Consider the following 21785-nt stretch of genomic DNA (forward strand, 5'->3'; position numbering starts at 1 on the left):
TGCCTTCGCCCGTTAATCCGGATTACTTTCAAATAATAAATAATATAATGATTTCAACTAATTCGTTTTTTGTCCGGCTTTCAGCTCCTCAAGCGCTTTCTCCACCTCGGCCGTTCTGGTGAACTTCTGCGATGCTCCGAGTGCGAGGGCTTGCTCAAGCTCCCTAATCGCCCGGTCCTGGTTGTTTTCGGCCTTTAAGGACATCCCAAAATGATAGCGCAGCAATGCCATATTCGGGTCACGCTCCACGGCCCGCCGCAGGAGTGGCGTTGCCATTTCATATTCCCCAAGGCGGTAATGAATCCACCCGAGCGTATCCAGGAAATTCGGAACCTTGGAGTTGCGGAATCTTTTTGCAAGAGTGTAGGCCCGTCGCAGATCTTCTTCATTATTGGACGTCTCGGCAATCAGGCTGGCAAGATTATTTGCCACAATTTCAGAGTTTGGCCGCTCTTCAATCAGCCGCTCATAGATTGCGATGGCCTCGGGTATCTTGCCTTCACTCTCCAGAAGTCCGGCCTGTGTGATATTGAGGAGAAACCCGTCCGGCGTCACCTCCAGGCCTTCTTTCAGGATCGCCTCCGCCTTGTTCACCTGCCCCTTTTCCAGATAATGACGGGCAAGCATGGCATAGCCCGACGGCTCTGTAGGCGCGCCCGCAATTGCCTCACGGATCAGTTTTTCGCCCGCCTCTGTCCGGTTGTTCTGAAACTCAATCCGCGCCAGCAGCGTTTTCGCCAGATAATTATTCGGGCTTTTCTCCATGACACTGCTCAGAAAACTTCTCGCCTTTTCTATCTCGCCATTCAAAAGATAGGATTCGACAAGCGCCTTTATGGCCGTTCCGGCATCCGGCGTGATTTCATAAGCCTTTTCATAGGCGAGACGGCTATCCTCCGGATTTTGAAGACCTGCCAGCGCGGCGCCGCTGATCTGATAGGCATCCGAATCCGTTGCATCGAGAGCGCGCAGTTTGCCGGCCAGGTCATCTGCCGCAATCCAGTCATTCTTCTTCAGCATAATTTCTGCCAGCAGCTTCAAAACATCCGCATTCTCGGGATGTCTCTCGGAGAGCTTTTCAAGGATTCGTTCCGCCCGTTGCAATTCTCCATGGCGAAGAAAAAACTGGGCATAAATAATGCCTACTTTCGGCTCTTCCTTGCTGAACCGATAGGCGGCGGCATAACGGTCTTCCGCCAGTTCCAGGCTGCCGTTGATTTCATGCGCCTTGCCAAGAAGAAGCGAGGCGCGGACGGACTGCGGCTGCTGGCGCATGGAGGAGCGCAGATTGGAAATAGCAGAATCAATCTTGCCCTCATCAATCTCGATGGCGCCAATCAGGATAAGGGCATCGGTATTGGACGAATCCATTTCCAGAACATCGTAGGCGAGGTAGCGCGCCTCCTCAAAATCACCATTTGAAAAATATAGCTGCGCCAGCTTGTTGTACGCTGCCATCATGTCTTCAATAGGGATCTCTTTATCAATGATGGAGCCCAGGATAACCATGGCCCGTTCATCATCCCCTGTCAGTTCGGCGAGCGTCGCCAGAGCAAACCGATAATCCAAAACATCCGGATGCTCTTCTATCAGACTCTCAAGTTCGGCAGCGGCCGCCTCATCCCCTTTTACGGTTCTGACAAAGCGGATCACATCCAGATTGGCATTGGCATCCGCTGGATTCTCCTTTGCAATATTCCGGATCTCTTTTTCCGCCTCTTCCTTTCTGCCATGCTGCAGATAGAAATGAACAAGGCTCTTACGATAGGTGATATCTTCGGGGTTGCTTTGGATAAGCTCCTGAAAAACCCGGACGACATCCTCATTGCGCCCCAATTCCTCAAGGGCGCGGATCTTGACGATCTGAAGCTGCGCATTGCCCTTGTTATGGACAAGCCCCTCATCAATAATCTTGACTGCCGCTTCCGCCGTTCCGGTGGAAATTTCCTCAGCCGCCAGAACAAGAACGGCATCGATATTTGACGGATCCGCCGCAAGCGCGGCTTTCGCCGCGGCCACCGCTCCGCTCTTGTCGCCAAGCCGGAACATGACTGCCGATTTAAGCGCCAGCGCCTCCGCGCTGCCAGGCGCCAGTTCACTGACAAGATCGCTGACTTCCAGTGCTTTCTCCAATTCACCGGAAAGCAGCATGATTTTACCATAGCGGACCTGCGCCGGCAGGTGACGGGGGTTAATTTCAATCACCTTCAGAATATCACCGGCATATTTTCGGAAATTGCCCTCATGCTCCTCGACAAGCGCCAGACCATACCAGCCATCCGCAAAATTTTCGTTGAGCTGAAGCGCATTGCGAAATTCAATGCCCGCCTTGACGAAGTTTCCTTCTTCAACAAAAGCCATCCCCGCCTCAAAATGAGCCTGAGCCTTTTCCTCTGGTGTATCACAGGCAGAGAGCGTCAGAAGGATGATCACAAGCGCCACGGCGCCCGCAAAACCCGATTTCACAAACGCATTAAAATTTCCAAGGCTCATCGATCAAACTTTCTGTTGCCCATTACGTCAGCAGGGCCGAACGCATACATATATATAACGACCGCGGCCATCTTTCCTGCAAAATCCGACCCCTTGCAGGCATAACATCAAACGCTGCCCCATGCAAAAAACACAGAATACAATTGACCGCATTCCGTGGCTGTCAGTCTAGAGCCGATTTCTCAAAATATGCTTAATTTGCCGTATGACAAATTCACAGATCCGTCAGGGGGAGGGGCGACCATCAAGAATAAATCCGCGAATGGCCTCAACCAGTTTTGGATCGGCAAAGGGACTTGCCGCGGTACTCATGGCCGGGGGCGGGTTTTTGATCAGCTTATCAAGCTCCGCCCCCAGTTCCGTTTCATCTCTGGCCACATAAATGCCTTCCCGCCGGGCGAACTGTTCAGCGGTGGCAAGCTGGTGATCGTTGCGGGTTTCCATCAGCCGCTCCTTGCGCGGCAGGATCAGCAGCGGCTTCTTCATGGTCAGCGCCGTAATGATGGTTCCCATGCCCGCATGGGCAACAATCAGGTCCGCCTGATCGAAATTCGTCTTGAAGGCGTCCGGATCGAGAAAGCGTTGCCATTGGAAATTCTGCGGCGCATAGCCATCGTCCCCCAAATCGGCAACCTGGGCAAAAATATCCTTGTATCCGGTTGTCCCCGCCCACTCATCCAGGGCGCGCATCAAACGATCAAAGCGGAGTTCGTGCCCGACGGTTACAAAAATCATACNACCGATCCTCTATACTGCGGGCCTTTATCCCCTTCGCTTCCGGCCAGATGCTCCCATTGCGTCAACCAGAGNTCGGCGCAGCCNGCCGCTTTCTTCCCGGAAAGGGACATCGTTTCNGCATTGGCGATGCTGTCCACCCAGATGGTNCGGGCCCCCATCAGCTTACCGAGGCGNAGNGCAAAAAAACCTGCCGCCGCACCNGTCGAGATAATCACGTCNGGCCGCTCNCGCAGCAGGATAATCACGATGCCGAAAAGCTGTCGCAAGAGGCGAAGCTTCTGCCAGCGGTTGGCATCCACCACCCGGTAAAACCGCGGCGCGGNTTGACCGCGATGAGCNGCATCCGCAATCAGATCATCCCGNTANCCTTCCTTGGTCGTGACATAGGCCNCATCACAGCCATCCCACGCCACACGCAAGCGCTGAAGCTGCACCCAATGCCCCCCGGCCGAGGAAATTGCCAGAANTTTTGGATTTTTCGCCATTACTTAGCCTTAGTCGCTCCGTAGAAGATCCNGCCCGGTATCAANGATACACANTGGTTNGGATNCCTAGAATNTTAGGNAATAATTTTCAGTCTGTATTTTATTAAAATAATAATGTTGTGTTACCATNTACTTAATAAANTNTCTGANACTTTATATATAANAAGCCTGTTGGNAGCCGNAAATATCAATGNTCNGGAACCNCTGATCATATNNCNCAAATGNAGNAAAGCCAACATNGCCGCATATGCAGAANANNTGGCGTATANTCATGGGAGACNCNCATGCAACATGNCGCACAAGATCNTATTTCNAGCTTAAAACTTTTCAAGTGGCATNGTTTGATGTAATACGCAATGAATTNTGATTTTAGGTTAATATATTTTTTAACGTTNCGGNCTACAGTGATTGACGATTGCAACCATCAGGACNATNTGGNCTGATTAACAATCCGAAATTCAGGTGAAATAANTTTGACGAACCCACAAATTATATTGGCATGGACGGTNTTGGCCATCGATATGCCCNGGNNNGAGCATAAGNATGGATAGCTGGTATGGCGTAACAACAGCACANCCGGCAGGCATNGNAATTCTTGCNTGCTGNATCATCGCGACTTTNATTCTTCCANGAAAATGGGCGATAATTCCACTTGTCATTTTGATGATGGCNATACCAAGCGCCCAGAGATTTGTGCTTGCCGGTCTCGATTTCAATTTCATTCGNNTGACAGTATTGGCNGGNTTTTTACGCGTTCTGATCAGAAAAGANTATNTTGGGTTTACGTTNCAGCTNCCAGATAAGATAATTTTACTTTGGATGATCTGGGGAATTATTTCCTATACCATTCTCATAAATGGATTCTCAGGNTTTGTAACCCGTTCCGGCTATATGCTTGAAGCTGTCGGCTGCTATTTTCTGGGCCGNATTTATCTTGTTAATATGTTTGATTTGCGCCGCTTGGTGGTTGTNNTNGGAATTGCATCCATTCCCATGTTTGCNGTCTTCATGATGGAGAGANTTAGNGGACGCAANCTGTTTGCTCAGTTTGGCGGNGTTCCCGAGTTTACCAAAATACGCCANGGNCGACTGCGTTGNCAGGGGCCATTTTCCCACCCNATCATGGCNGGAATATTTTGGGCGAACACACTNCCNTGGGTGGCTGCCATGTGGTTNACTCGCGGNGTTTCGAGAGCGGANCTCATTTTTTATACGGTTTGTATCTTTGGTATTATTTTCAACACGGCATCAAGTACCCCNGTGATGTCGATAATATTNACAATCATTGGGCTTAGCTTCTTCTATTTCCGCCGTTATATGAGTTANTTTCGCTGGGGCCTNGTCGCGCTTGTCATNTCACTCCATTTGGTGATGAATGCGCCGGTCTGGCATTTGATCGCCCGNATGAATATCGTTGGCGGGTCAACCGGNTGGCATCGTTANCANCTNATGGATAANGCNATATCAAATTTCTGGGAATGGTGGCTTGTCGGNGTCCAGTCAACGGCACATTGGGGNTGGGGCCTNTTCGATGTNACCAANCAGTATGTATTGGAAGGGGTGAGAGGTGGCATCCTGGGGTTAATATTATACGTNCTNTTACTTGGTTCAATATTCTGGATTCTTGGAAAAGCGATGCGCCATGCAAATTCAAAGGCAGAGCTTATTGTCTTGTGGGCATCGGGCACATTNGTCTTTATTAACGTCGCNGGATTTTTTGCNGTGTCCTATTTTGGNCAGACCGAAGGNGCATATTTCCTGTTTCTCGGCGCCTGCGTCTCTCTTGCGGTAACCGCAATACAAACACGCCGCAGCCGCCTCNTGAAAGAGGTTCAAAATGCCCAGCCTGCTGCAATGAAATCTGCACCGGCCTTCAATTCGGAACCGCCGCTTCACCCAAGAAACCAAAGGTGAAGACAAGCAAAGCGTTTATGAAAAATTCATGAGTTTTTGCGACCCTGATCATCAAGTCCTATGAATGCGAGTTTCGTTAATTTGAGGAACTGCGCAGGAAAGCCTCAATGAACGACTTTGAACTCAGCATTGTTATACCGCACTTTAATGATCCATCGGGTCTTGCCGCCTGCCTCGCGTCGCTTGAAAGACAGACATATGACAAAAGCAGGTTTGAAGTCATAATTTGCGATAACAACTCGGACATACCGCCTCAAGGTTTGGAACAATATGCCCTAAACCTCCGGCTGGTGGTTGAAAAGAAGCGAGGCGCCGGACCCGCACGCAATGCAGGCGTCGCCATCGCCCGCGGACAATTTATCGCCTTCACAGATAGCGACTGCAAAACCCACCCTGATTTCGTGGAAGAAGGGCTGAGCCAAATGCGGGATATGGGTGAACGAGGCGTGCTCGCAGGGAAGATTGTCTATCGCCCGAAAGATGAACGCCCAAACAGTATCGAAGCTTTCGATATCGTCTTCGCTATGGATCAAAAATCTCATGCGTTGAAAGGGGATGCCGCAACGGGCAATCTCTGGACAAGCCGGACTCTTTTTAACGAAGTGGGCCCATTCGTTGCAGATTTGGCAGAGGACACGGACTGGTGTCAACGCGCCTATGCAATTGGGGCTGAATTCCGCTTTGGCGATAATTGCATTGTCGAGCATCCTGCTCGTTCGACATTTGAAGAGCTGAAAGCAAAGTGGAAACGCCAATCCGCGATGACATTCAATGCTCAAAAAAAGAGCGGCTTTTTTTCCGTCAAATGGCCGCTTCTTTGCTTTGCAACCGCAATGTCTGCAATTCCGCACAGCATCAAGGCCTTGCGAACGGACAAACTATCACATTTCTCTGATAAGCTGAAATCGATATCAATTTTGTTCTGGTGCCGGTGGTTCCGCGCAAGAATAATGGCGGGCTTCTATTTTAGTGGCCAAAGCCATATTGATCCGAACAAGTATTGGAAAAATAGCTAATAAAAAAATAAAGTATAAGGCAATCACTTTCAACAATCGGCTCGACAACAGCAATCTCCGACCCGAAAATAAGTCAATATATAATAAAATATTCTACATATTTACGAATATTAAAAAACTATATAGTGATATAATCCCATATTATTTATTTTTTGTTTACAAATTTTTAACCATATGTAGTATAATTTAATTATATATTTACCATTATCTATATATTTGTCAGTTTTTTGTCGTTCTTTTTATATAAATTGGAAAATCTAATTTCAAAATTTATACCAAATCGAAAAAAAAACTGATTTTTTCAAAAAAACAATCAATTGTGGCCTTATTGTTGCCCAATTTGAAAAAGAGTATGACAGCCTGTTGAGGAATCGACATACAGATGCCTCACATGAAAGCTTTTATTAAAATTTCATTAATTTTTTTTAAATAAAACTTTCTTTGTTAGAAAAATGGTAACTAAATACTTTTTGAAAATGCATTATTTAACAGAAAATATGGAAAATAAATTTAAGGTTAACATTTTATTTCTATTGGCTATTAATTTTTTTACATATGTCTTTCGATTGATAGCTGCTGAGGTAAAAAATTTCAGCAAATATCCAGCGAAAAAAAATAGAATAAAATTATCGGCAATTTGTAACCCGATCTTAAATTATTTCCGTTTATATGATTTAAACGATATCACTATGTGATGCTTGGAGCACATAAAAAATGGCAATTGAACTAACACAATCCGACCTCGAAAACTTGGAGACTGAAGCAAGCGCGTTCGGTTCCGGCACCCAGAACCTCGGTCGGGGTGATAAATATTTTTCGATGACGAGCATGACTCTCAGCGCCACATTCAGTTTGAATGATCTTACCGGCGGCCGACAGTACATATATAACAATCACCTTCAAACCGCTCTCTATGTCCATAATGACGATCTCGTTGTTCGGCTCAATACAGAAAATGGTTCTTTCCCGCAGATTACTCTCAAGGATGTCATCACTGACGCCGGCTGGCATGATGTTCAGGTTATCCTGGACGATGAGGCAGAAACCCTGGAAGTATGGCTTGATGGCAAAGAAGTCTATTCTGGTTCCGGCGCCGATTATGTGGTTGGAAACGCCTCTTATTGGGATGTAACCGCTGGAGGAACGCCATGGGGGAGCGAGCTGAACGGTCAAATTGCAAATGTCACCGTTCTGGATCATGCCGTGACGATTGATCCTGATGACAGCCTTGTTGAACGCATGGAAAATATCAAGAACGATGCTTATGTGTCGGTTCCGGATGATTCAACCGATACACCGGATGAAACTCCAGAAGAAGATATCGATCAGCCGGATGTCACCCCTCCAACAGACACGAATAAGCCTGACGTCGAAATTCTGGAGTCTGCCGCCTCTCAATTCGGCAGTAGTTATCAAAACCTCGGTCGGAGCGCAGAATATTTTTCAATGACGAACATGACCATCGGGGTCACGTTCAGCTTGAACGATTTGTCTGGCGGACGTCAGTATCTTGTAAACAATCATATGCAATATGCGCTTTATATGCAGAATGATGATCTGATCGTCCAGCTCAATACGGAAAGCGGCCAATTTTCGAAACTAACATTCAAGGATGTCGTTACCGAGACTGGCTGGCATGATGTTCAGGTCATTGTCGATGCGGACAATGGGACGTTGAAAGTCTATTTCGACGGGAACGAGATTTATACAGGTTCCAGCGAAGGCATTATGATTGAAAATGCCAAGTACTGGGATGTCACGACCGGCGGAACGCCCTGGGGGAGTGCTCTCGATGGACAAATCGCTGACGTTACCATCTTGGACAAAGCCGTTTCGATCGATTCCAATGACAGTATTGCCGAACGCATGCAATCCGTTCAGGAGCAGGGTAATGAAACAGGCTCCAAAACTCCCACCGACCCAGAGCCGGACAATGGAAATACAACTGATCCGGATAACTCCGATGGCGGAAATAGTGAAGCAACCATTTCGGGGGTCCACACTGGTGAAGTAACTGAAGATGTTGATCTGACAAGCAGCGGCAAACTGACGGCAACCGATCCGGATCCTGGGGAAGGCGGCTTCCAGGAAGCGACCATGGATGGAGATTATGGTGAGTTTGTCATTGATGAAAAGGGCAATTGGACTTATACGCTGACCGAATCAGATGATCTGGACTGGCTCGACACTGGCGACACGGTAACTGAGACCTTTACCGTTAAAACTATCGACGGGACGACCGCAGAAGTGGTTGTAAATGTTAACGGGCGGGACGAACCGGGAAGCAATACGGGCGGCTCAAACAATAACGGCGGCGGCAATGGCGGCGGATCTCCGTCGGCCGGGCAAATCCAGGTCAGCACAACAGCAGAGCTTCTTCAGGCACTTTCCGGTGATGTTGCAGGCTACACGATTGTTCTCGCGCCGGGCGAGTACAACACGATCAACCTGAACGGTTATAACTTCTCGTCACCCGTTACCATTACATCGGCTAACCCGAACAACCCTGCACATTTTGAATCGATCACCGTCAACAATTCTTCGAATATGGTTTTCGATAATCTTGAGATCAGCTCCTACGATGCGGCCTCCGCCGCATGGGGAGAAAATATGTTCTCAATCAACAACAGTTCCGACATTGTTGTTTCTAACAACACATTTGGAAACGATGTTGACGGTGCAATGTATAACGGTTTCTACGGCATCAGGGTAACCGCATCGGAAGACGTCACTGTTGAAGATAACGAGTTCAAGAACCTACACACAGGCGCACATTTCCGTGATTCAAATGGATTGACGGTCACCGGTAATGAATTCCATGATCTGCGGACGGATGGTGCTACCTTCACCGGCGTCCAAAATGTCATGATCGATGGAAACTCCTTTAAAGATTTCTATCACGTGGAGGGAGACCATTCTGATTATGTTCAGTTCTATGCAACAACAGGGCTCCAGGCGAATACGGACATTACCATCAGCAACAACCTTATGGTTCAAGGTAATGGCTACGATGCACAAGCCATCTTCATGACATCCACCGCCGCTCTGCCAATGGAGAATGTTGCCATTACCAACAACATTATTTATCAGTCCGGTTGGCATGGCATTACGGTTGGAATCACTGACGGCCTTGAAATCTCAGAAAACACTGTCGTTTCACCACCCGATAGCGCGTCTGGATATATTGTCTGGATTCAGGTTAATGGCGTAACCAACGGTGTTATCGAGAACAACATATCCAACTCATACTATATCGAGAATAGCAGCGTCTCGGACAACGGCAATATTGTTGCTTACATTGATTCACCGCCATGGAATGTGGGTAGCAACCCCGCCTATTCATACAGTGAGCTGTTTAACAGCAATCTAACGATCCGATCCGTTGATGCTGATGATTTCGAGACGGGTTCCCGCTTTAACGTGGGTGTAGATATCAATCTGCTTTCTGCCGCAAATAGCATTACAGACCTTTTTTCAACAGCATTTGCCGATCTGTCGACAAACTCTATCGATGACCTCTGGGACATCGCTACAGGCGGCAATGACTATATCGAAGGAACATCGGCAGTAGATGCAATCTTCGGATTTGACGGTAACGATGAGCTGTTCGGATTTGACGGCGACGACATTTTAGTCGGTGGTAATGGAGCTGATAAGCTAACGGGTGGCAAAGCCGCTGACACGTTTGTCTTCTCTGACCTAGATGACTCGGGCATCGGTGCCGGGAACAGAGATGTCATTACTGACTTTAATTCAGCTGAGGGCGACATTCTCTCATTCGAAGGACTGGCGACCGATAACTTCGACTATTCTTTCGACAATAACTCTAAAGTGCTATCTGTAGATCTGGATGGCGACTTTGTGATTGATATGGAAGTACAGCTTCTAGGGGTAAACGAGCTGGATAATAGCGATTTCCTCGTCTAAATGATAATCAAGCTCACCCATTCGGTGAGCTTGATTAATTACGGATGCTAAAAAAGCCCCTTATGAAAAATCATAAGGGGCTTTTTGTTGCGTAATTAGATAATGCTGTCGGCGCTAAGACTCAAAACCAGCCAGCCATATCTTTCGCCGAGACCAAATTTCCTTCCAAGTATCGGCATTGGTTTTCCGGTCTTTCCGACGTAGCAGAGTTGAGTAAAGCCAATGCGTCAGGATCTTGCTCAAGGGTAAACTGTAAAACAGAATATAGCCAAAAATCTTTGCAACAGGAGACCAATGCTGCTGCATCAAGGTTACCTTCGCTGTCAAAAGCCGTATCATCTTATCTGCAACGACTTTTTCCGACTGTCCACCGTAGTGAACAATCGTCGCCGTCGGCGTCATTATTGGCCGGGCTCCCTTATTTTTTGCCCGCAGACAAAGATCTGCATCCTCCCCATACATGAAAAACCGGCGGTCAAAACCACCGAGATCATTCCATAAGTCTCTTTTAATTAGCAGAAAGCAACCGGTTACAATATCTACCTCACGTTCTGTATTCCGCGGCCAGCCGCCGTACCCTTCGGTGTTGAACAGGGCGCTGGACGGGAAAATACCGCTCAACCCCGTAACATAACAGAAGAGAGACCAAACCGTCATCCGATGCCAGCAGGAGGTCGGATTCAAACTGCGGTCTCCAAATAATGTCCGGCCGCCCCAGACACCAGCATCCGGGTTGGATTTTGCAAATTCTACAATCCTCTCGATTGCATGATCGAGTACCACCGTGTCAGGGTTTAGCAATAGAACAAAATCCCCCATCGCCTGTTCGATTGCCAGATTATTACCATTGGCAAAGCCGACATTATCCTGGGAAGCGATAAGATGAATATCCGGGAACTCGTCGGCAATAGCAGCCGCGGAACCGTCATTGGACGCATTATCAAGCACAATCAGCTCAAAAGAAACGGCCCGTGTCTGCTCGAAAACCGACCTTATACAGTCGAGTGTCAAATCTCGTGTATTATAGCTAATGATAATTATGGAAACTTCTGGATTTGTCACTATTCTCTCTTTCGCTACTCAAGAGCTCCAATGGATGACGGTACTTTTCTCGGCTGGGCCAGCGCATCCACTTTACTGAAAGGATTACTATTGCGGTTACGTAACGGCGATCCCGGCACCGGCCGAAAATCCCCCCTGTCATCGTCAGCAAACCCGGCATCTCCCGTTGTAATATCGATCCCATCAACACGCATTCCGGTGCCTCGCGTGTCAATTATATGATTATGCCGTAAACTAATGGCGCCTTCTTCAAAACCATAGCCTTTGAAAGTCGTACTCAATCTGTAGAAAACAGATCCTTCAATCAAAACATTGCGAACATCGTTATTACGCCAGAGAAAGGTCGAATTCGGCATCGTGATACCGGAAAAAATAAGATGGTTCGATTTAACATTCCATTGTGACAGTAGTGGCTGATTTGATAAAAGCGGCCGGATAAGAAGAGCATTGACCACGGCAACATTGTCGAGAGAAGAACATCCCCCGGAGAAAATCCCCTGTGCCTCTGCATCCCGCGCAACAAGGCCATAGACAATAAAGTTCTCCAATGACTTGCGCCCGCAGTAAATCTGGTAAACGTCCGGATGAAATTGCGTTTCTCCGCGATCAATACCGTTTACATCGCTGTTAACAACCAGGCGGGTGCCGCTGAAAGCGTCCGAGCCAATATTGGACACGGTGACATTACGTGCAAGCGTGAGGTGAGTCGCGCCGTTGACAAAATCGGAGATGAAAACATTAGTAAAATAGAGGCCATTCCAGTTCGATCCATGGTAAAAAGCCTCTCCCTCCCATGGTCCAGAGCCATATATATTGGATTTATCGAGCCATAATTGGCTGACTTTGTTTTTCGATGGGGTGATAGAGATTGATTCAAAACTGGCGCCCGTAATTTTAAGCAATAATGGCTGGAAGCGCCCTCCCTCGGTGCTCATAAACATCACATCATCCGGTTTAACATCGGGTGCTGCGGATATATTTACCCATCGCGTATCGGCCATTGGAGAGGGCTCCCCCGCAGACCCCCAGACATAGTTACCTTTTTTCAGATAAATCGTCCCGAAGACAGCATCATTGCGGCGATTTTCAACCTCTTTCAACAACCGCAGTGCACGGGCCGGCTGACGAAAAGGCTTGCTCTCCGAACCATCGCCCCGAACATCATCACCATCTCCAGATACCCAGACTATCGCATCCTGGCGACCGTCAGTGGCTTTCACGTTCAGTGCCATAGGAGGGAGTTCACGCTCAATACCCGCATTCTTTGGAAAAGCGGTCGCACGGATTTCGATCAATGGCTGTTTAGGGTCAATTTCGCCAACATCCGTTGGGTCAACAGTCGTCCAATACTCATTGGTTCCCGTACGTGGATTATGAGACATCTCCGTTATATTACGGATTTCTCCTCCATTGATCTGAAACTCTACCCGATCAATGCCATTAATATGAAATGCAACAACTCCAACATTGAAGGGGGCATCAATTGCCTGAAAAGGCACAACATTCCAGTGCGCAATTACCTGCGCATCCCGACCTGTCGGCTCCGCCCTTGCGATTTCAGCAGTCAAATATATGCTGCACGCCATGATATACATCATCAGTCCGATGAAGCGTCCAGAACACATTCTTTTTATCATGCTGTCTGCTATCGGGGGTCGACCCATGTCATCCTTTCCTGTTGGGGAATTTCCCGTCATATTAGGTTATAGTTTCTATCATCCGCATTTACTTAATTTCACATTGGCGGGGTCCATCTCTCAACTTTAATCCGCCTGTTAAGGCGCTTTCTGAATATTCGGCGGACTGTTCCGGTTATCGAGCTTCGCTTTTCATTCAAACCAAGATAGCTCCACCAGAATTTTGCCATCTTGAAGCCAGTATACTTTGGAATTGCCGCACCAAACAAACGAAGCATAAGCAAACGTGCCCAGACGCTTCCTCGCGTGCCAAGAAGGTTTGGTTGCGACCTTGGAAACAGCGACGCGTCATGATTTTCAAGTAATATATAACCCGCCTCTGCCGCTTCCAGAATATATTGGCGCCCCTTTTCTGTTCTGGCAACAATCAGGGATTTCCCAGGCTCCCCTTCTTCAATCGGACGGTACCATGGATCCCCTACAGAAATATCTGCAAACTCACCTGTGTGATCAGGACAGATATAACAGCGCCACTGACGATATTTTTGCAAAAACCCCCATGATTCCGCATAGGTCATTTGAGCGGACTTTTCCTGGCCTGTCTCATCCAGATAGGTTGCCGTCCACATTCCCGGCCAGCCATTACCGCGGTACCGCAAGGATTTGAGCTTTTCCGGGTCTTTGACACCCATCTTTTTAAGCAATTCAAGATTGCCTTTTAAAGAAGGAGCGCCAGCACAGAAAAATGCTATGGTAATCCCGATTTTACTATCCAATTCAGGGTCACTTTTGCGGGCCTTTTGAACTGCCGCCACATCGCAAGGCTTCCCAATAAACGCGGACGGCGCCTCTTCCTGCACAATCATATCAAGACCGTCACAGGGACTTGCCGGGGCGTAGCGTGAACCTGTTCTTGCTGTTGCTTCAGCCCGGCTCTTACTCATCACTGTTTCATTAAGATAAGCATGGTCTTCACGGGCCGCGATATGCAGAATTCCGGCATAGCCCTTCTGCTCCAATCCGAACAAGGCGAGAGTTGTGGCCGCGCCGCCACTCGAGCCGCCGTTACGGATTTCTCCGTCTGTCGAATACCCTTCCCAGACATCAAGGACCGGCCCCCAGCCATCTACCAGTTCCTTGTTTATGGCGGGATCCTCGACATCAAAATCATGCATCAAGCTGGCGCCCGGGCACGCATTTAAGGCCTTTCCTGTTTCATCTACAGTCCGTTCACGGACAAAGGGTCGGCGTCCCAGTTCCAGGGCATCGCCCATCTGAAATCTGTCTGGTTCAAGATATGCGCAGACACCGCATCCTGTACAAAGCTGATTTTGGGTCACATCTGTTATTTGGGTTATACGCTTACTCACAATTTAATCCCTGCATGTCATCATCGAGCATTTCAGTCTTTATAAGACAACCCATATTTATCGGTAATATATATACCTGCGCATCGTCCCGATAAACGCCATTGCCATAGCAATACACTTCGTCCGAGAAGATTAAAGCTACGACAGCTTTGTTAAAGTAAAGATAAAATAGCCAAAACAATGGCCAACCCAACATTTTGCGAGAAGATTTTACAAGATTAGCTTGTAGCAGAATCGGCGTCATGGTTTCGATCTGATGTTCTTACCCAGTTGATAAGATCTCTCGCAAAAACCAAGGATAGAAACAGAGCGAAAAGAGAGAAAAGGCATGCTCCCAATATTTCCAGAACCGGATTCAAGGCCGTTACAAATTCCATAGAGACCAACAGGGCGACGGCTATAAGCAATGCAATGATAAAATAGAATAAATAGAGGCGTGAAAAGTCGACTTTAGTTATACGGCGAAGCAAATACATAAAACACATAAAAGAGAGAACCTCCCCCGCTATACCACTCATGACTATCCCGAAAACACCCCACCCTTTCCAAACCGAGAACAAAGCAAGAGGGATAGCAAGGCTGCGAACCATATTCGAATAAAGCGGTAATTTGGTCATTCCGCAAGCGATCGCCACAGTCGTTGGTCCTGCCTTAATCATTCTTATACCCTGCATCAACGCCAACCAGGGAATGATATAGGCTCCTGCCAGATACTTTTCACCGAAGAGAACGACCGAAAGAGAAGGGCCTCCAAGGCCTAGGCCGACACAGATCAACATTCCCAATATCAAAAATGCCTTGATCGAGGCAACCGCACTCAGTTCAAGTTGAGCCGTATCGTTCTGATGTCTGGAAATCATCGGCGTCATCAGATTCTGTGCGGTTCTCATAAAAATTATCGTAGGAAACAAAGTGAGAGTAAATGCCGCACTAAACCAACCAAGGTCCTCCATACTATAGGCAATGCCAACAATGCCGCGGTCTGCCTGAAAAATGCCGAACATGAGCAGCCCATTCAGCATTAAAGGCCATCCAAACGAGAATATTCTATTCAAATAGACTTTATTCAGTCTTATCGAAAAGCGGCGTTCGGCAAAAACGAATGAGAGAATAACCGTCGTCACTGCTTGGATCGTAATAATCCAGAGCATTACCCGGTAATCTTTAAAATAAAGAGCCAAAGGCACAGAAACGATAAGGGCAATGACCTGCGGAACGCTTTCAATGACCACAAGAGGGGCGAAGCGCATCGTCCGCTGGAACCGCGCTGAATCCATATGGACAAAGCCCGTTATCAGTGGCAAAACTGCAAGCCACTGAAAAGCCCAAACGACCTCTGGCAGATTGAACAGGTGGGCCACAGGGCTGGCAACCGCATAAAGAACCAGCGCCAGAATTACACCACGCAATATATTAAAGGCTTGCGCCGTTGCCTGGAGACGGGGCTCGTTTCCATCAGTTGCTTGAACAATCAGCCTGTCAACCCCCAGCCCCGTTGACATCTGAATCAATGCCATGGTTATCCCAAAGGTTGCTGCAATACCATAATCTTCAACGCTAATGAGGCGGGTTATCACAATATTGCGGCCAAATGTACAAAGCGCCCCAATAGCGCTTCCCAACGAAAGCAACATGCCGCCTTTGATGAACTGGTTTAGCTGCATTTAAATGCTTCCGATTTTAATGTCATTGCTCAGAAGAAAGGAGTTTGATCTTGTCTGCAATCATGTGCAGTTGATCGTCTGCACGGCCAATAATTTTGGGAAGAGCTGCAGTCAAACCCGCTTCAACTTTTCCGCGATGTGAGAATGAACCGATCAGCCCCTCTACTAACGCCTGTGTTTCCAATACTCGTGGATCGTAGACCTCGCTCCCCTGCCCGCATGTTTCGAACACGCCCTTTGTCTTGTCGCTATAGGCAATGGCTGCTGTTGGCACGCCGCGGGAAAGCGCTGCGATGGTGGAATGCATCCTTGTGCCACAGAACCAGTCCATTTTCGAGATCAGCCATTTGACCTGATTCTGGTCCAGTGAATTGGGCGATACAAATACACGCTCCTGATATTCATCCGGGAGGCTGGCCGCAACCTTCTCGCAGGCGGCAAAGTCGGATTCCGTATACAGGGGATGACTCATGACATGAGGGATCAGGACCAGTTTCGCTCCGGTTTCGGTCAAGAGCCAGTTACTGAAGCCATGAATGATTTCCTTGTAGTCCGCCTTGAAACCATATTGCGACGTGGCCGCCTGCGGATCGTTGTAAATAAGGCCGCTGACATTAAGGCCGACAACAGGTGTATTCGCATCCCTTTCGGAGATCAGCCGGGCAAGCGGCGCATCAATCAGATCTTCCGCACTTCTTGCACCAAGAGAAAAGGCGAAATCGACACCGCTTTTATGTTTTTCGGGATCAAAATTCTCACCCAGCATGGTTTTCAGAATTTCAAAACTGTTCGGATCACGGGCCCAGGCCATATCCGCCCCCCGCACGGCCTGGTTTGCCAATTCTCCGAGTTTCGGATCGTTATAGGGACCATATGTCTGTGGCAGCAGAATGAGCGGGACCTGTCGTTTCAGGGCAATCAGTTTCGGGCGAACAACGCTCATAAACCGTTTTACGCCATATATGTCACTGAAGCTGTCCCCCCCGGAAATATCCAGCATCACATCGAAATGATCAATGTCCCGAATAACCGAATTGAACATCGCCCCCAATCCACCGAAGTGAGAGAACAAGGAAATAGTCGTAAGATTTTCCTGCAGATAATACCGATGCCCGCCCCGCAGACCGATATGCTCAACCTCGATATGGTTACCTTCTGAAAAATGATGAGTCTTCGTTCGTTTTCCGAGCTCATTGTCAAAAACGGAAAAGCGCGCATTGGGAAGAAAGCGGGTTATTCCCTCAACGGTTGACGCAAATAATGCGGAAACCCCCATATTCGACGTATCGGGAGCCGCTCCGAACAGGCCGATTCTGATCACAGACTTCATATCCGACATTACACGTTATCCACTCTTCAACCAATCAACTCTAGTCCGGCACATATGCCGGAAGCACGGTAAACAATTCCCGAGCGAACTCTGTAAGCTTCGCATCCGCCGCCGCGGCTGATGTCGAGGCATCCACCGGCATCGTAAGGCGGATCAACGCCCCATCGGTTCGTTCCGACGACAGGCTCCCCCACAAAAGGTTGAACTTTGCCGCATATTCGTTGGCTATATACTTTCCGCGCTGCTTGAACCAGTAATAAACAAGCAGCCTGTTTTCGCCATGCGTGACCATGACACGATTGGCTGGCACTGTTGTCTGGCCATTCATCAGCGTGATTTCGGAAAGCTCTTCTATTTCCCAGCCACCCGATGGAATACAGACCCGCGGCGAATGCGGTGTACTGCCCGCCGACTGCTGATCATAATACGCGACAAACAGGGTGACAGGGGCCGCATTTGCCTCGCGGTAGTGACCAAGAAAATAATCACTCATATTGAGGATTGTCTGCTCAACACCGGGCAGGACATCCTCTTCCGCAATCATATTATCAATTTTCAATGGAAAGCTGTTGAAGGCGCGGCGCTCGGGAATCTCCGGCTCGATATTCCGGATCATCAGAACCCCCGGCACCAGAAGTGCAAAAAATATCATGGCGCCAATGATCGGCGCCCATCTTGTCGGCTTTTCCGGTTGCAATTCCCTTGGGGCGGAAACCTTCAACACCCCACCGCCAATCGTTGCCTTTTCTTTGCGGTTCAGCGTCAGATAGCAGACCCCCAGCATTACAATGAATGAGAAAAGAAAGAAAACCCATCCTTCGAATAAATGAAAAAAACCATCTGAAATGGCGGTATCCGTCCATTCGGCAAAGGCGCCGGTCAAAAAAATCCGCACACTGTTCATAATCACGGACACAATGGCGGCCAACACAACGAACAGCGCCCTTTTCCAGAGCGGAATATCAAAAATCATCGCCAGCAGAACACCGAGACCAATCATCGGATAAAGATAGCGAAGCCCGGCGCAGGCCTCGACTACGGCGAGCTTGATATTTCCCATGTCGATGATATTTCCATCCTGAAACACCGAAAGACCGGCAAAGCGCAGCATACCGACGCTCATATCTGTCGACAGAAGCTGCAAACCATAGGTCAGATTGGCATTCAGAAACGCCGGTGGAGGCACAACAAATGGCAGGAGAACGAGGGAGGGCAAAACATAACGGCCATAGGTTATGCCGCCAAATATAACAAAAAGCCCGAGAATCATGAGGAACAGGCTGAGGTGCCTGAGATTTTCAATCCCCGCCTTGATAGCAAGGGCATAGACCGCCCCAGCAATACCGCAAAAGACAAGCCCGACCCAGTTTCCCCTTGTATCAAAAGAGTCGAGCAATGAACGCCGGGCCCAAAGAAGATACAGCGCCACCGCGAGCATCAGCGGACCGTGACTGAATTCCTCGACATTCACCCAGGCGCCCCATAAAAGCGCGCCATCGGGGATATACAGCAGGAAAAGCAGACAGAGAAGAACTGGCAGCAAAAGCCGCGTCCGCTCAATCCGTTGCAAAGCCAGTTCCATTCGCCCTCTCACCCCGTCTTGCCTGCACTCCTTCGAGGCGGACCTCAACCGGGTCACACATCCCCGGGGCTCAATAATAATATGTCTTTGCCACTTCGGTAGACTTGTTCAGAACGACCCCTAAAAGGTTGCTCGATTGAAGCTGACGGCGGCAATCCTTGACCTCGCCCGGCTTGGTTTCGCCGCTGGCAACCACCATCAATACGCAATCCGCCTGAGGCAGGAAGGCAATGGCATCATCGGTCGATTTGAGGGGTGGCAGATCGAAAATGCAGATGCGCTTTTCATATCTGTCGCGCAGTTCCGCCACCAGGGCCTTTACCTTGCGGGACGTCAATATTTCTGTGGAATTCTTTACCGGACGGCGGTTTGGCAGCACAACAAACCGCGGAACACCCGGATTGACCAATGCATCATTCAGTTCAATTTTACCGTCCAGATAGTCGGCCAGATCGTATTCTCTGGGCAATCCCAGATAGGACGCCACCTGCGGGCGGCGTAAATCGAAATCAACCAGAAGCGCCGTATAATCCGTCTGCTTGGCGATACTGAGAGCCAGGTTGATCGCAACAACTGTCTTGCCACAGGCCGGGGTCGGCGACGTTATCGCCAGTGTTTTCCAGCCATTCGCCTCCATCTTCGCCAGAATTTGCGTTCTCAAAATATCGAAGCTGATGGAATTCGGATCTTCCGTATCCATTGTAATAATCCGGTGATCTTCGAGATGCGCCGGATCCAGATCGACAACACGCGTTTCCTTATAGACGATCGGACCCTCGACCACCTCGGCACTTTTCAGGGCCTTTCTGGTCGTATTTTCACGACCGGAGAAAGCACCGTCCTGTTTTTCCCGTGCCTTCGCGATGGCTTCTTTAATACGTTCCAAGGTTACCCCCTTTAGAATTGCAACAAGAGTCTGTCAAAGGAGACCCAAAGCTGGTAGAAAATCTCATCCAGGGGCCGATAGAAGAAATGAACCAGAACAAGCAGTACAGCAAACAAGACAACAACCGACAATAGATAGAGAATAATTTTCATTCTCTGGCGTGAGGTTTCCATTTTTGTCTGAATATATGGAATGGAAACGATTGGCGGGTGTTTGAGCACGGCCTCCAGTTCAGACGCGCTGTGAATGCGGCGGTCCAGAAGTTCAATCAGAAATACACAGGCAATTCCCAGCGCAATTCCGAACATTGCCCCCACACCAAGGATTTTTTTGCGATTTGGTGAATAGGGATCTGTCGGAACGATTGGCGGCTCCAGCAAGACGAAGCGTTCTGCCTTTTTCCCTTCTTCAAGATTCTGGGATAGCTGAGCCTGAGCCTGTCTGGATTCAAGATCATTCAACTTATTCAGCAAGTCTTCATAAGTCCGGTTTAGACCCGCCAGCCCCCGCTCAACCTGAGGAATCTCAATAATTATGGCTTCCAGTTCTGCGACTTTTTTGGACGTCGCGGCAATTTGATTACGGATTGCCTGGATCCGGTCATCCGTTCCCGCAATACGGATCTGCAATCTCTCAACGACAGGATTATAAGCATTACCTGCCGAGGACCCTTGCGCAGCACTTGCCATGGCCTGCCGGGTTTCCTCTTCGACCTGCTGTTCCAGAGCAGAAATCCGTTTTTTAAGAGCAATTATCGTCGGATGATTATCCGTCAACCGCGTCGAGGCCTCCAGCAGCTGATCTTTAAGACTGGATAGATTTCTAGCCAGCTCCGACTGTCCTCCTGTGCTGGCGGTCAGCCCGGATCGCGCGGAGGTCAGCTCAATCTCCAGATAACGCTTTTCTTCTTCAAGCGTCCGAAGGTCACGGCGGAGATCCCGAATTTCAGTTTCTGATCGATCCAGCATGTCCTGACGCAATCCGAGGTGCTCCGGAAGTGCATTCCCATACTTCTGTTTGTAGACAACAAGTTCATTTTCGACCTGGGCCAGCTGACGCCGAACTTTGTTGGCTTCCTCGGCAAGAAATGCGGTTGCCTCAGTGGCGCGTTCAGTGCGGGTGCGAACATTCTCGCTTAAGAAAAGCGTAACCAGCTCATTGGCCACATCGGTTGCGATTTGCGGGTTTTGATGATTGAATCCAACAGTAAAAGCAATGGTCGTTTCTTCTCTGCGGTTTCCGCTGAAAGAAGATGTAATCACTTCGATCCCGATCTCGTCTTGCATTTTGCCGACAAGATCCGAAACCGTCAGAACTTTCCGATCTTCGCCATAGACATTATATTTATCAATAACTTTTAGCAGGTTTTCGCGCGTCATCACCCGCTGCTGGATCATTCGGATGCGCTGATCCGGATCAGTTGTAATGGTCGATTCAACCAGATCCGGAGAAATCTGCTGGGTTTCAACAAGGACCGTACCCCAAGAAGAATATTTCGCTGGAAGAAGCATTGCCAGCGCAACACTCCCCGCCAAGACCAGAATAAACGGAATCAGAAAAAACAGAAACCGCCTTTTGGCTGCGGAAAGTATTCGCTCGAAATTAATCGGCGAGGCTTCTTCTTGGTTTAAGCTAAATTCCTGACTCATATTCACCGCTCAAATCGTTCAAATCAATCAGC

12 protein-coding genes are annotated in these 21785 nt (G+C 48.6%); 2 read left to right on the forward strand and 10 right to left on the reverse strand.

Features of this window, described 5'->3' with window-relative positions; translation table 11 throughout:
- Positions 1–57 precede the first annotated feature (57 nt).
- Together CMN55_RS08425 and CMN55_RS08430 are read right to left on the reverse strand one after the other, a co-directional pair.
- Entirely contained in the window at positions 58–2493 is a 2436-nt protein-coding gene (locus tag CMN55_RS08425) for a tetratricopeptide repeat protein (protein ID WP_293949343.1), read from the reverse strand.
- A gap of 225 nt (positions 2494–2718) precedes the next feature.
- Complete coding sequence (locus tag CMN55_RS08430; RefSeq protein WP_293949344.1) at positions 2719–3228, reverse strand: glycosyltransferase; 510 nt, start codon at positions 3226–3228, stop codon at positions 2719–2721.
- Between the two features lie 2509 nt (positions 3229–5737).
- Here CMN55_RS08430 and CMN55_RS08440 point away from each other — a divergent pair.
- Together CMN55_RS08440 and CMN55_RS08445 are read left to right on the forward strand one after the other, a co-directional pair.
- Positions 5738–6646 carry a glycosyltransferase family 2 protein gene (locus CMN55_RS08440; protein ID WP_293949346.1) on the forward strand — a complete coding sequence of 303 codons (909 nt, stop codon included), beginning with the start codon at positions 5738–5740 and terminating at the stop codon, positions 6644–6646.
- Positions 6647–7360: 714 nt separating this feature from the next.
- Positions 7361–10573: a VCBS domain-containing protein gene (locus CMN55_RS08445; RefSeq protein WP_293949347.1), complete on the forward strand. Its 3213-nt coding sequence runs from the start codon at positions 7361–7363 to the stop codon at positions 10571–10573.
- A gap of 114 nt (positions 10574–10687) precedes the next feature.
- On the opposite strand, the gene CMN55_RS08450 is transcribed toward CMN55_RS08445, so the two are convergent.
- The 8 genes from CMN55_RS08450 to CMN55_RS08485 form a co-directional block, all read right to left on the reverse strand.
- Entirely contained in the window at positions 10688–11635 is a 948-nt protein-coding gene (locus CMN55_RS08450; protein WP_293949348.1) for a glycosyltransferase family 2 protein, read from the reverse strand.
- 14 nt (positions 11636–11649) lie between these two features.
- Complete coding sequence (locus CMN55_RS08455; RefSeq protein ID WP_293949349.1) at positions 11650–13272, reverse strand: hypothetical protein; 1623 nt, start codon at positions 13270–13272, stop codon at positions 11650–11652.
- A gap of 98 nt (positions 13273–13370) precedes the next feature.
- Positions 13371–14546: a Coenzyme F420 hydrogenase/dehydrogenase, beta subunit C-terminal domain gene (locus CMN55_RS08460; protein WP_293949350.1), complete on the reverse strand. Its 1176-nt coding sequence runs from the start codon at positions 14544–14546 to the stop codon at positions 13371–13373.
- Between the two features lie 314 nt (positions 14547–14860).
- The gene (locus CMN55_RS08465) at positions 14861–16306 is read right to left on the reverse strand and encodes an oligosaccharide flippase family protein (RefSeq protein ID WP_293949351.1); all 1446 of its coding nucleotides are present in this window, start codon (positions 16304–16306) and stop codon (positions 14861–14863) included.
- Positions 16307–16328: 22 nt separating this feature from the next.
- Entirely contained in the window at positions 16329–17645 is a 1317-nt protein-coding gene (locus tag CMN55_RS08470; RefSeq protein WP_366931994.1) for a polysaccharide pyruvyl transferase family protein, read from the reverse strand.
- 31 nt (positions 17646–17676) lie between these two features.
- The gene (xrtD, locus tag CMN55_RS08475; RefSeq protein WP_293949352.1) at positions 17677–19218 is read right to left on the reverse strand and encodes a VPLPA-CTERM-specific exosortase XrtD; all 1542 of its coding nucleotides are present in this window, start codon (positions 19216–19218) and stop codon (positions 17677–17679) included.
- Positions 19219–19288: 70 nt separating this feature from the next.
- A complete protein-coding gene (locus CMN55_RS08480; RefSeq protein WP_293949353.1) occupies positions 19289–20104 on the reverse strand; it encodes a CpsD/CapB family tyrosine-protein kinase in 816 nt (271 codons plus the stop codon).
- Positions 20105–20115: 11 nt separating this feature from the next.
- Positions 20116–21753, reverse strand: a complete 1638-nt coding sequence (locus CMN55_RS08485; RefSeq protein ID WP_293949354.1) for an XrtA system polysaccharide chain length determinant — start codon at positions 21751–21753, stop codon at positions 20116–20118.
- Between the last annotated feature and the right edge of the window lie 32 nt (positions 21754–21785).

Origin of the sequence: Sneathiella sp., from assembly GCF_002694385.1 — a bacterium.
Lineage (GTDB): Bacteria > Pseudomonadota > Alphaproteobacteria > Sneathiellales > Sneathiellaceae > Sneathiella.